The 12,990-nt window shown below is 66.1% G+C and carries 6 protein-coding genes and 1 tRNA gene; 3 read left to right on the top strand and 4 right to left on the bottom strand.

Features of this window, described 5'->3' with window-relative positions:
* Positions 1 to 43: 43 nt before the first annotated feature.
* Complete coding sequence (locus ACQUSR_RS27060; RefSeq protein WP_431045222.1) at positions 44 to 1,381, bottom strand: M20/M25/M40 family metallo-hydrolase; 1,338 nt, start codon at positions 1,379 to 1,381, stop codon at positions 44 to 46.
* A gap of 225 nt (positions 1,382 to 1,606) precedes the next feature.
* Between ACQUSR_RS27060 and ACQUSR_RS27055 the strand changes: the two genes are divergently transcribed.
* Positions 1,607 to 1,691 (top strand) — tRNA-Leu (locus ACQUSR_RS27055).
* 866 nt (positions 1,692 to 2,557) lie between these two features.
* Complete coding sequence (locus ACQUSR_RS27050) at positions 2,558 to 3,226, top strand: hypothetical protein (protein WP_431045221.1); 669 nt, start codon at positions 2,558 to 2,560, stop codon at positions 3,224 to 3,226.
* Positions 3,227 to 3,287: 61 nt separating this feature from the next.
* Here ACQUSR_RS27050 and ACQUSR_RS27045 read toward each other — a convergent pair whose 3' ends face one another.
* From ACQUSR_RS27045 to ACQUSR_RS27035, 3 genes are all read right to left on the bottom strand, one after another.
* Entirely contained in the window at positions 3,288 to 7,424 is a 4,137-nt protein-coding gene (locus ACQUSR_RS27045; RefSeq protein ID WP_431045220.1) for a NocE, read from the bottom strand.
* A gap of 106 nt (positions 7,425 to 7,530) precedes the next feature.
* Positions 7,531 to 7,983, bottom strand: coding sequence for a hypothetical protein (locus ACQUSR_RS27040; RefSeq protein WP_431045219.1), 453 nt, complete (start codon positions 7,981 to 7,983; stop codon positions 7,531 to 7,533).
* A gap of 17 nt (positions 7,984 to 8,000) precedes the next feature.
* Entirely contained in the window at positions 8,001 to 8,549 is a 549-nt protein-coding gene (locus tag ACQUSR_RS27035) for a hypothetical protein (RefSeq protein WP_431045218.1), read from the bottom strand.
* Between the two features lie 537 nt (positions 8,550 to 9,086).
* On the opposite strand from ACQUSR_RS27035, the gene ACQUSR_RS27030 reads away from it, so the two are divergent.
* Positions 9,087 to 12,848: an AAA family ATPase gene (locus ACQUSR_RS27030; protein WP_431045217.1), complete on the top strand. Its 3,762-nt coding sequence runs from the start codon at positions 9,087 to 9,089 to the stop codon at positions 12,846 to 12,848.
* Positions 12,849 to 12,990: the final 142 nt, after the last annotated feature.

Genomic DNA, 12,990 nt, shown 5'->3' with positions numbered 1-12,990 from the left:
ATTCACCCGTTCCGGCTAATCTCCGCCGAAACGTGAACTTTGTTCAGCAGTTGTCCAGGAACCGGTCGAGCACCCGTACGCCGAACTTCAGCCCCTCGACCGGCACCCGCTCGTCCACACCGTGGAACATGCCCGCGAAGTCCAGCTCCGGCGGCAGCTTCAGCGGCGCGAACCCGAAGCAGCGGATCCCGAGGTCGTCGAAGGACTTGGCGTCCGTGCCTCCCGAGAGGCAGTACGGAACGGCACGGGCGATCGGGTCCTCCGCCTTCAGCGCCGTCTGCATCGCGTCGACCAGCGCGCCGTCGAAGCTCGTCTCCAGCGCCTTGTCCGCGTGCACGTCCTCCCGCCTGACCCGCGGCCCGAGGATCCGGTCGAGATCGGCGAGGAACTCCTCCTCGTATCCGGGCAGGAACCTTCCGTCGACGTGCGCGGTGGCCTGCCCGGGGATGACGTTGACCTTGTACCCGGCGCCGAGCATGGTCGGTGCGGCGGTGTTCTGCAGGGTGGCGCCGATGATCTTCGCGATGCCGCCCAGCTTGGCGAGCGTCTCGTCCATGTTCTCCGGGTCGAGCGGCGTACCCAGCGCGTCCGACAGCTCGTCCAGGAAGGACCGCACGGTCTTGGTGACCCGGACCGGGAACTTGTGCCGCCCGAGCCGGGCCACCGCCTCGCTCAGCTCCGTGATCGCGTTGTCGTTGTTGGTCATCGACCCGTGCCCCGCGGTGCCCTCCACCGTGAGCCGCATCCAGTGCATGCCCTTCTGGGCGGTCTCGACCAGATAGAGCCGCAGGTTCTCGTTGACCGTGAAGGAGAAGCCGCCGACCTCGCCGATCGCCTCAGTGACCCCCTCGAAGAGATCCGGATGCTCGTTGACCAGGTGCCGCGCCCCGTACACCCCGCCGGCCTCCTCGTCGGCGAGGAACGCCAGCACGATGTCCCGCGGCGGCTTGCGACCGCTGCGCAGCCGGTCCCGCACCACCGCGAGGGTCATCGCGTCCATGTCCTTCATGTCGACGGCGCCCCGCCCCCACACGCACCCGTCGGCGATCTCCCCGGAGAAGGGATGATGCGTCCAGTCGTGCGCGTTGGCCGGTACGACGTCGGTGTGCCCGTGGATGAGCAGCGCGGGCCGGGACGGGTCCTCTCCCGCGATCCGCGCCACCGTCGAGGCCCGCCCCCGGTCCGACTCGAAGATCTGCGGCTCCAACCCCACCTCGGCGAGCTTCTCGGCCACGTACTCGGCGGCGGCCCGCTCGCCGGGGCCCGTGCCGTCCCCGTAGTTGCTGGTGTCGATCCGGATGAGATCGCGGCACAGATCGACGACCTCGTCCTCACCCGTGACGGCACCGCTGCGCACTGTGGCCGAAATCGACTCACTCACACTGCCTCCTCATGGTTCGCTCCCGCGGGCCGCGCCCGCCGCGGACCCCAGCGGGGCCCACCCGCCATCCTCCCGTGCCCGCCCACACAGCCCAAGGCAGCAATGCGGGCGCCACGCACGCGACACACAAGATCGTGTACCGCCGATCGCGTGATCGAGCGGGTCCTGAAGTTTGCTATGGTTTCCCACGTCGGAACGGCCAAGGGCCACGACGACAGACACCTGGTCCGGGTGGCGGAATGGCAGACGCGCTAGCTTGAGGTGCTAGTGCCCTTTATCGGGCGTGGGGGTTCAAGTCCCCCCTCGGACACTCACAAAAGCCCCAGTTGACCTGGGGTTTTTCTGTTTCCCGGCCTTGGTCAGGCGCCGGAGTGACCAATATGCGACCAAGCCGTTTGTGATCTTGCTTCCCCGCCAGTCGTGCAGTCGGAACTCCTCCGGTAGATGGAGCTGGTCGCGGACTGCCCGCCAGCGGGCGGAGACCTTTTCCGGGTCCTGGGAGCCGCCGGCCAGGCGGCCCGACTGGAGCTTGAAGCCATCGCGGGCGTACACCGAGCCGTGATCAACCCAGAGCACACAAGGTCGCGCCGCCGCCCGCGAGGCTCCCGGCAGCGAGCGCAGGAGCGTGCGGGCGCGCCCTGTGGGCTTGTGTCATCTGCGGTGGCCGCACTCGACATGCCGCAGCCTTCGTAGTGGCTCGTCGTCATTGCATACGGACGGGCACGGCCCGCCGGTTCGTCCGCGATCAGCACACGATCTGGGCGACCGAGTTGCTCGGCTACGCATGCCTGCACATCGTCGCGGGGTCCGGTTCCCACCGGCATGAGCCGAGCATCCGCTGAAGAGCGTCAGGCGTATCCCATGGCCAGCGTCCCGGGCAAGCTACCAGCCGATTCTCTCGGCCGGGCCGAGCAGTCCACGCACGTAGTCTCGCACTCTCGCCGCGGCTCCCGCGCGCGAAGTAGTTTGGGAGCCACGCGATCGATTCCGGTGACGTGACAGAGCAGAACCTCAGAGCGCTGCTCGGTACCAACGACTGCAGCCTCACGATGGAGGAGGGGTTCGCAGACCGGCACGTGCAGTAGGAGCTGGCCGGCAGCGGCGCTCACCGAGCAGCCGCAGGTACACCAACGGCCGCATTCCATCTGATCGAGGTTGGATCCGGGGGGGGTATTGATGATCCGCAAGTCCGCGTACGCGCTCTTAGCACCTGTCTTTCTTCTCGCCATTTCAGGGTGCACTGAGCAGCAGACCTCGGAGGACGAAGCGCGGAAGATAGCTGTCAGTAGCGACGTGAAGGAAAAAAGAAAAATCGTCGAGGAAGGTGCTCGCAGGAGCATGACCAAGACGGCGAAGAAGTTCGGAGCCAAAGGGCCGTTCCTGTGGCGAGTTGCCGACAGGTGTGATCAGGGGCGCACGCCGAACCTCCTCGAGGGTAAGGACTACGACATGTCCTGCGGCATGTCCATCACCATGCTCTTCGGCGTAGAGAAGCCGTCCCGTGATGCGGTGGAGCGCGTGCTGGATGATTCGCACTGGTCCGAAGCAAGCGTAAGCCTGACACGGCAGTTCTACGATCACTTCGGGCAGAAGGACAACTTCTGGGAGCCTGCACTTGAGGCCGACGGCGGGCTCGGCGAGAAGGTCGTCTGGGATGTTCCTGGAGAGAAAGTGACGAATGAGCTTTCAGACAGGGCGAAGTCTCTGTGCCGGGACGTGAAGAACGCACTCTACGGGCGATGCAAGGAGTGGCCAAGGGGGCTTGACCTCGCGGACATCCGCAAGAACAGCGCTTCCGTCTTCAAAATCACCTATGGTATTGGCTACTACAAGCTGATCAAGTAGGCAGACTCATAGGGAATGGGGTGCCCGCCGCAGATGCCGGGCACCCCATTATGGTTGGGGGCTACAAGTCCCAGTTCCTGATGCCGGATTCGAAAGCGTCGGCGTAGAGCCGGGCTCCGCGGATCTTCGGGTGGAACGACTGGGCCGACACCCCGAGGCCGGTCGCGTCGTGGATCAGCGGCAGGTCAAAGGGCTCGTCACTGCCTACGAGGTCGGTGACGATGCCGTGGACGGATTCCGGACTGCCGCAGATGGCTTTCCCGTGGAACTCCAAGTCGGGATCGACGAAGCGTGCCTTGATCCCCGCACTGGTGACCTCGTCTACGGCGTTGTCCATTTCCATTGCCAGGCGGTTGGCTACGTTGTTGAGCCATTCGGCGGACGCGGGCGACATGCCGATCTGGTCGAAGCCGGTTCGGAGGCAGCCCGCGTCGCCGGTGATGAGTTCCGGGTAGCCCATCAGAAGGATCTTGGCGTTGGGTGCCTTCGCGTGGACCTCCTTCATGGCCTTGACAATGTCGGGGCGGACGATGTTCTGGATCAGCCCGTCACGCTTCGGCCCGCTGGGCTGACTCGTGTCTCCCAGAAGCGCCTTTTCCAGGGTCATGCCTTGGAACGGCTTCTGTCGTGACTCGTCGATCTTCTTATCCACGTCGTCGAACTTGTCGTACCGGCAATCGCCATCGCCGAGCTGGAGAAGACACTTCTGGAACACGTACGTGAACCGCGTGTCGTTACCGCCGACGGACAAGGTGACCAGGGTGGTGTGCTGGTCGAGGTAGCCCTGGTCGATCTGGGGCGCCTCACCGTTCTCGTCAAATTCTCCGTTGCCCTCCGTGTCGTGGACGATGTTGTAGGTGCGTGCTCCAGAGCAGGCGACCAACTTGTAGGAGACGTCCTGGCTGAAGCTGTCCTCCAACTCCCCGATGGACGTGGAGCCCTGGCTGGGGAGGGCGGCCTGACGGGACCAGGCGTCCTTGGAACGGTGGCAGGCGTTGCGAGCCTTCTTGTCCTGGTCGTTCTTGTAATTGGTCTCCGGGTAGTAGGATCCGTTGCCCTCGGAGGCGCCTTCGCCGGAGGAGTAGGAGTCGCCCATGGCGACGATCTGCTGGTCCGGTTTGTCTGCGAACTTCTGGAATGCCACGGCGTCCCAGGCGACGTCTTCCGTCCCCCTGCCGTCTCTGGTGTCGGTGGACAGGGAGACGGTGGGTTTACCGGTGAAGTTGAAGACGCCGATACTGACCCAGGCGTTCTTTCGGATGCGCTGCTGGACGTGGCGTGTCGGGGACTTCGAGTCGGAGCCTCCGACGGTGTAGGCGGCCTGCCGAGTGTGGGCACCGTGGTCGGGGATGTGCACAAGGACACGGGCCCAGCCGATCGCTGACCTGTTCAGGGTCCACTTGCCGGTGATCTTCAGGCGTTTACCGTTCGGGTAGTCTTCGTCTTGCGTGGTGCGGGTGTGGGAGAACCAGAAGTGATTGCCGTATCCGGCGCCGATTTGGTTCAGGTCCATCTTGCCTGGGTACTTGTCACCGTCTTTGGTGAAGGTGAACCCGAAGGTGCCGTCGGAAGCCACCCGTCCGCACGAGCGTGATCCGCTGCCTGCCGGGTCGGCACCGTTCGGCAGGTTGTCGACGATCAGCGCGCCCGACGGCAAACCGGTGTTGTAGCAGGACGGCGGGTAGGAGTTGGCGTCGGGCTGCTCGGGGAAGTTGCCGTCGAACCGGTGGATGGGGTTGCCGCACTGCGCCTTGGAACCGCAGTCTTTCCACTTGACTTCCTTATTCCACCAGCAGTGCAGCCAGTGGTTGCCCTCGGCGTTCCCGGCAAGGTTGCATGCGCCCTTTCCGGGATCGTTGCTGTCGCCGTCGCTGATCTTGCCGGGGTCGCAGTTGTTGGACGCGTCGCAGAACAAGTCCACTGGCGGCTTGGCCGTCGTGCGGTGGGCGATGCCGTTCCACCAGGCGGCGCGGTAGCCGGGCTGCATGTCACCGGGCTTGAAGGCAGCCGCGATGGGGCGGGCGGCCCAGCCGATGACCTTCTCCTCATACGGCCAGTCCTGCGGGTGGGCCGCGTGGCTGTAGTCGTCGCCTCCTCCGGGGCCTTCGAGGAACGGCAGCCGGTTGGCCTTCCACAATGGGTTGGCCGGGTTGTTGGTCCAGCCCAGGCCCCAGTGGGCGCCGCCGTCAGGGTCTTTGCCCTGGGGGTAGAAGCCGGAGTTGTAGGCCCAGAGTGCGAAGAACCAGTTCTCGATGTACTTGGGCTTGCCGCCGTTGACCTTCATGCCAGCCTTGTAGGTGTCATTCCACTTTTCGGAGAGGACCTGGGCTCCGGCTGCGATGTTGGCGGCGTAGTCGAGGGCTATGGCCTCCTGCTGGACGGTCGTCTTGGGCTTCTCGTCAGGCTTCTCCTTGCCGTGCACGCGCATGCCGTCGGTGACCTGGGTGATGCCATAACCGCAGTCGGCCTTGTCCCAGTTGATGCCCCATGGATCGGGCTGCTCGCCATCGGCGGCGTATTTGACCCCGTAGTAGTTGCCGATCTTGCTGTTGGCGGTGACGCCGGGGACAGCGAAGCCCTCGGCCTGCTGCATGTTGGACTCCTGCGCCGTGATGCCCAGCAGGATCTGCGCGGGGATGTGCCACTCCTCCTTGTCGTCGTCGACGACTCCGTTGGGGTCGTCGACGAGGACGATCGGCGGGAAGAGCGTCTGCGGCTTGTACGCCTGCATCCCGGTGTACTTCCAGTTCTCGTCGCGGGAGGCGCTGAGGTTGAGCTTGCCGACGACTGCCTGATCGACAGCCCATTCCGCCTGGCGCGGAGTCGGCTGGAACGCCTGCTTGCGCACGTGGTTGCGCGGGACGGAGCAGTAGCGTTCGGCTTCGACAGGATCGGTTGGCGAAGCCGCCTTCGGTTGGCCTGTTCCGCGACTCCGGCTTTCGGCGTTCTTCGCCTTCAGGGCTGGTGAGAGCGAGTCGGCTGCCTTCTGGGCGGCGGGGCCGCCGATGGGGTCACCAGGGTGGGCGTCGAGGACGGTGTTCTTGCCCGTGGCGAGCAGGTGCAGCCGGGTTCGGGCGGTGCGGGCGGTGAGGGCTTCCTCGGGCCGGATGCGACTGTCCTTGCCGTCCGCCCACGCGGTGGTCGCAGCGGCCTTACCCCGAGTGGAGATCACGGCGTCTTTGGCGATGCCGCCGGGGTTCTTCACCGTGGCTGGAAGTTTGCCGGTGGTCTTGGCTGTGCCGGTGATGTAGGTGGTGCCGGACGCTGAGGTGGCGAGGTCCCAGTCTGTGAGGCGGCCGCCGGCCAGCGTGGTGGGCTTGGCTTTGCCCTTGCTGATCTGGCCTGCGGTGAGGTGCTTGGCCTCGCTGGTGCCGTCGTTCTTGCGGTCAGGCTCGGGGGTGCGGTCGATGAACGTCACGCCCCCGACGTTGTCGGTCTTGAGCTGGAACGGCACGCTGGTGGTACGCGCCAGCTCCGTCATGGTGGAGCCGTGAACCCTGACTAATCGGTTGCCCTGTGCGGCGACGATCCCGTTCCTCGTCGGGATGGCGGAGGTCACCTGTCCAGGCAGCGTCACAGGCTTGGCCGTCTTGCCGGTCTCGGTGTCGACGGTGACCAGCCGGGTCTGCTGCTTCTCGTCGCCGTCATGGGTGAGCTGGGTGAACACCGCGTCCTCACCGTGTCCACAGCCCGGAGAGAAGTAGGTCAACGCGGCCTGGTAAGGCAGCTTGGTGATCTTCCCGGTCTTCAGGTCCACTACAGCGGTGAAGGCTCCACGCACCATCAGCTCAGGCTTGTTGGTGAAGGTGCGCGGCGCGTAGGCGATGGCTGCGTGCTTCCCCGATGCGGTGACGCAGGCGTTGCCGACCCACGTGTCGGTGTTGAATCCATCTTCACTCAGGGTGGCTGCGGTCTTCCACGTGTAGCCGTCTTTCTCGTCGGCGATCAGGAGGTGGAAACCGGTGCTGTCCCCGGAGGTGGTCCAGGCGGTGTCGGGTGACTTGGCGTAATCCTTGCCCAGGACGACAGCGCGGTCCTGAGGCGGTACGGAACCGGGTCTGTCAGTGTCCTTGGTCTTCTTCTGCTGCCAGCCTTGTGCCGCATCCTTGGGCGGTTTGGTGTCGGCGGACGCTGTGGTTGCGGTTAGGGGCAGCAGCGAAGCGCTGACTGCCAGAGCGACACAGGCACGCGCCGCCACATGTTTGTGTATACGCACGTATGTCCTTGTCTGAGTGGTCCGATTCCGGTTCCCCTGCCTCAGGGGCAGCAGGGGAACCAGTGGTCTCACATGAACTGCGACAGGCTCACCGCGGTGTACGAACGACCCTGGTGATCGACACTGTGGCCTTCTTCGGCGTAGCCGTGCCCTTGGTGGTGTCGGCTGCCGTCTGCACCGAAGAGGATGTCTCGCCGGGCTGGATGGCATCGGTATCAACGTCCAGCATGACGAAGTACCCGAGTTCCCCGATGACCCGTACGGTGGCCTGGTACTTTGCTGGCTCGCTGCCGCAGTTGGTTACGGAGATGCCGACCCAGAAGGCGTCACCGCTGTCTTTGAGTACAGGATCCGTGACCTGTACGCCATTCTTCTCAGCCACCACCTTGGCACCCTTCTTGCCTGGCTTAGGGGCGCAGGAGGGGGAAGGGCTGGCGGTGATGCTCCTGGTAGCGGTTACCGTGGGCTTGGCTTCCGTCTTGTCTGCTTCCGTGGTGCACGAAATTGCACCGAGCATCAGAGCCGGGCACAGGACCAGCATTGCTCGATTCCTGATCATCAGTTGCAGATCCCCCGCGCCGCGTTAATGAGGTACCTCGGGGAGCTGGCGCTGTACTTCATCAGCGCGGTCCGCGTCGGGCAGTTGTTCATGCGGACCGGGCCCGCGTGCTGACTGAAGTTGCCTTCGTCGACGTCACAGCGCGGATTATCCACCTTGTTCTCGCATATCTTGAGCTTCATCCACTTGGTGGAGCCGGTGTTGTTGTCGAAGACCGAGCAGATCCAGTCCCTGGGGCCGGCACCGCCGTTGGTGTACGTGAACAGGGTTCCCTTGCGGTCCTCGGCGGTAGGAAGCCGCTCAGCGTTGTAAAGGGTGTAGCGGGAGCCGCAGAGGTTGGCGGTCATCTGGAGAGCAGTGGTCTCCGAGCTGGCGATCCTTCGGGTTTCCTTGTCCGCCTTGGCGTTGATAGCGACGCCGGCGATGGTGACAGGCTCGGGCCCGTCAGCAGCCGGGGCAGCGGTGGCCTGGGGAGCGGTGAGGGCGGTGGTGGCGGCGAGGGCCGCGGTTAACAAAGCCGCACGTATTGCGATCATGGCGCGTGCCATGGAGTGGTCCCCCCTTGTATGTGGTTGTGTGATCACGTCAGCCGGGGCCAACGCAGAGTTCACTCTATATCGAACAGCTGCGCCGCAATGGGATCTTTTTCGTCCGACATGACTTCTGGCGGGCGATCGAGGCGGAATCATAAATTCAGTCGCCTGAATGCATGGAATGAACGCCGCGGTGCCCAAGAATCGCCGTAGAGGGCCTTTTTGATGCCTTTGAGGATGGATGTCGGCACGAGCTCACAACACGTTCAAGGTTGTATTGTCGGAGCCGCCTCCAGAAGATGAGACAGCAGGTGAGGGAGACGAGAGCGTCGTGTGGCTCGATGCCTCTCTAAGCCACGACTCCGGCAACTACCTGGCATTCCTCGGCCTGACCGCACGGCAATCATCCCGACACCGTGGCTCGGCAGACCAAGAAGGCGGCCGACGCCCTTGAGAGGCGACGGCTCGCTGGTCAACGTTGGCTGTCCGTAGCCCGGCAACTGACGTCTAGGCTTGTCGGGCGCAGTCGACACGTGATCTGGGGGGAGAGCGATGGCCTACGTGCAGCATCTGTCGGTGCGTGTCCCGTGGCACGACACGGGTTGGAAGGGCACGGTCTGCGCTGACCCGTCGGCCAACCATGCGTGCGTCATGCTCGGCAACATCGCCAAGGACCGCGACGACCAGCACGAGGCAGCCCATCGCGGACAGGCGTGGAGCACGCTCGGGGAGAAGATCCCGCCGTGCGCCTTGGAACGCGGCAGCTTCATGAGCGACCGCGCCCATACGGTGCAGCGCACCCACCCCTATGCCTGGTCCCTCAAGGAACTGCGGCCCGCCAGCCTTTCGATTCCGGCATATTCCGTCCACGGCATTCCCTACTTCTGGCTCAACCGCAGCAACGCCGAGGAGACCGTCCTCGCGGAGCACCCCGTGCCCCGGTACCGCGCCGACGCCGAAGACGCCATCGCTCGGCACTTCGGCAAGAGGGCGATGCCGTGGGTGATGCACGGCGAGAACCAGCAGGCGATCATCGAGGCGTTCTTCCGGCATGTCACCCCCGACGATTCGCTGGTCTTCTTCTACCTCAAGCACTCCCCGTTCGAGGACCAGCCCCGGCGCATGCTGGTCGGGGCCGCCACGGTGACCGGCAAAACCGCGCCTGAGCCGTGGCCCGGATCCCACGCCGGCATCTTTCCCAGCCACATGTGGGAGACCACGCTCCGGCACAGCCTGCGCCCCGACGGCACTGGCGGCATCCTGCTGCCCGTCCAGGCCCTGGCTGACCTGGCCGCCCGTGGTACGGACGTCGCCGCAGCCCTGGCCGTGGCCCCCGAGTCCGGCCGGAACTTCTCGTACGCCACCGAGCATGTCTCCCCGGACTGTGCGGTGGCGTCCCTGATGGAGCTCCACCGCGCGGCGAGGGCTGCCATCGCCCTGGGGGACCCCGCCATCGGCATCCCCGAGGCGTCGCTCCAGTGGCTGGACGCGCAGCTGGCCCGGGCATGGGAGCGCCGTGGTCCCGCCCCCGGCCTTCCGGCGGTCCTTCCGCGCCTCGGGTTCCGGCATCCCGCCTTCGCCGCTCACCGGCTGCTCTCCGCGGTCGACGACGGCGACGACCCGTGGCCACTGCTGGAGGACATCCTGGAGGGACGCGCGGTCCGACCCGACCTCGCTGAGCTGGTGACCGCGACGCGCCGCGCGATCTGGAGGGGCACGAGCGAGCTCGACCGACGCGCTCTGCGGATCCTGTCCCGCTTCGACCTGACCCCCGAGACGGTCACCCGCGTCCTGGACGGCCACACCGGCGTACCCATCGGCCCCGAGGACTTGCTGGACAATCCCTACGACCTCGTGACCTGCACCGTCGACGACGGCGAACCCATCGCCTTCGAGACCGTGGACCGCGGCCTCTTCCCCGACCTGCAGCTCGCCGAGCACCACCCGCTGCCCGTCACGCAGCCCTTCGACGACCCCAACGACCGCCGCCGCCTCGATGCCGCGATCACCACCGTGCTGGCCCGCGCCCAGGCGGAGGGACATACGCTTCTCCCCTTCGAGCAGGCAGTCGAACGCCTCGCTCTTCTGACCGTCACCGCTCCCCTGGCCACCGAGAAGACGATCCTGATGCCCCTGGGCCTGGTCCCAGGCGCGCTGCTGCCCTCCGACAGCGAGGAAGTACCCGAGCCCTGGAGCCAGCTGCGCTGCGCCGACATCGACGGCGGCGAGCCCGCCTACAAGCTGGCCTCTGCCGCCGTGCGCCGCGACTTCATCCGTGACCGCCTCAACCAGATCCTCAAGGCCCCGCCCCACGCCGTCCCCGCCGACCTGCGTGTGACTCTCGACCAGGCGCTCGGGGACCTGGCGGCCGACGGCGACTCGGACGCCGAGCAGCGAGCGCGTGAGGAGAAGGCCGCTGCGTTCGGGGAGCTGTACAAGCGGCGGGTGACCATCTTGAACGGCCCGGCAGGCACCGGTAAGACCACGCTGATCCACGCGCTGGCCAAGCGGACCGAGGTGCTGGAACGGGATTTGCTCCTGCTGGCCCCGACCGGCAAGGCGCGGGTGCAGTTGGAGCAGAAGGTCGGCCATAGGGCCTTCACGCTCGCCCAGTTCCTGCGGACATGGAAACGCTACGACGATCAGTACGCCCGCTACCTCATGGACCCGGATGCGGACCGGATGCGGGTGGGTACGGTCGTGGTCGACGAGGCGTCCATGCTGACCGAGGACATGCTCGCCGCGCTGCTGGACGCCGTGGACGTCACCGATCGGCTGGTTCTGGTCGGCGATCCGCGCCAGCTGCCGCCGATCGGCGCCGGACGGCCGTTCGTGGACCTCGAACGCCGCCGTCGGCCCAACGACATGCCGTGGCCCCGCATCGCCCCGGGCTGGGCCGAGCTGACGGTACTGCGCCGCCAGCAGGGTCAGGATCGCGACGACCTCGCGCTCGCCCACTGGTACAGCGGCGACGGACGCCCGGACGACGCCGAGGATGTGTGGCGAAAGCTCCTGGCCGGACAGGACATGCCGACCCTGCGGGCGGTTGCCTGGGACGGCCGCGAACCCACCGACGTCCTCAAGGACGTGCTGCGCGAAGAGTTCGGCGTCCGCGACGAGCTCACCTTCGCCCATTCCTACGGCGCCGGCACGTGGACGAGCGCAGGCGGCAGGCAGTACCCCGACTACTCCACCGCCCCGGCCGCATGCGACCGGTGGCAGGCGCTGTCGCCGACTCGCGGCAGGGCGCACGGGACGACCGATCTCAACCGCCGCCTCAAGCAGACCTTCCGTCAGCAGGCCCTGGCACAGGCACAGGCCCGCCGCTACGAACGGCGAGTTCCCGAGCCGCTCGGTCCCGAGCAGATCGTCGTCGGCGACAAGGTCGTCAACACCCGCAACCAGCTGCTGTACGCCTACGAGCCGCAGAGCCGGACGAGAGAGAAGAAGTACGTCGCCAACGGCGAGCTGGGGGTGGTCACCGGCCAGCTGACCTCGAAGGCGTCGCGTACGCCACCTTGGCAGACGCACGTCGAGTTCTCCTCGCAGCCGCGCCTGAGGTTCACCGCCGCGGGGGTCGGCTGGGACGACGACCCGGCCATGGAACTGGCCTGGGCACTGACCGTCCACAAGAGCCAGGGCAGCGAATTCGGCACGGTCATCCTGATGCTGCCCGCCAACCTGCGGGCCGTCTCCCGCGAGCTGCTCTATACGGCGCTGACCCGCCAGACCGAGAAGGTGATCATCTGCCACGAAGGGCCGTTGAACGAGCTGCGGGAACTGGCCCGGCCCACAGCATCGGACACCGGCCGCAGGCTGACCGACCTGACCAGGGCGCCCAAGCCTGTCCCGGTGGTCGACCAGCAAGGTCGCCGGATCGGGCTCTTCGACGCCAACGTGATCCACATCACTCACTTCGGCCTGCCGGTCCGCAGCAAGAACGAGGTCATCATCGCCGACCTGCTGCAGCGCCACGCGCAAGGGCGCTTCACGTACGAGCAGCCCCTGATCGGACGTGATGGCACAAGGAGATTCCCCGACTTCACCATCACCACCGACAACCCGAACAGACCCATCTACTGGGAGCACTTGGGCATGCTCAAGGACCCGGAGTACGCGCGCAATTGGGAGGAAAAGAAGGCCTGGTACGCCGAGCAGGGCGTCTTCCCCGGCGGTGGGCCGCGGGGGGTGCTGCTGGTCACCGACGACCTGCACGGCGTGAAGGAGGACCAATGGGAGGCCGACTTCAAGAAGGTCTTCGGGGCAGCGGCCAGTATCAGACCGCGGCGGATCACCCGGAGGCCACGCCCGTAGCAGCGGTCCGCGCCTGGGAGAAGCGGTCCGCCCGGCGGGCACGAGGCCCGGTGCGCGGACCGCGGTATGAACCGCGGCCATGAGCGCGACGGGCGACACACGCGGCCGCTACGGCGAGGACGCGTACGGGAGCACCGTTGAT

The organism is Streptomyces sp. P1-3 (assembly GCF_050613155.1).
Lineage (GTDB): Bacteria > Actinomycetota > Actinomycetes > Streptomycetales > Streptomycetaceae > Streptomyces.
The sequence above is the reverse complement of the archived record's forward strand: the minus strand, read 5'-3'. Positions and strand labels throughout refer to the sequence as shown.

Excerpts from the sequence above, each read along its gene's own strand:
- ACQUSR_RS27030 (WP_431045217.1), top strand. The coding sequence starts at position 9,087 with ATGGCCTACGTGCAGCATCTGTCGGTGCGTGTCCCGTGGCACGACACG.
- ACQUSR_RS27035 (WP_431045218.1), bottom strand. The coding sequence starts at position 8,549 with ATGGCACGCGCCATGATCGCAATACGTGCGGCTTTGTTAACCGCGGCC.
- ACQUSR_RS27050 (WP_431045221.1), top strand. The coding sequence starts at position 2,558 with ATGATCCGCAAGTCCGCGTACGCGCTCTTAGCACCTGTCTTTCTTCTC.
- ACQUSR_RS27040 (WP_431045219.1), bottom strand. The coding sequence starts at position 7,983 with ATGCTGGTCCTGTGCCCGGCTCTGATGCTCGGTGCAATTTCGTGCACC.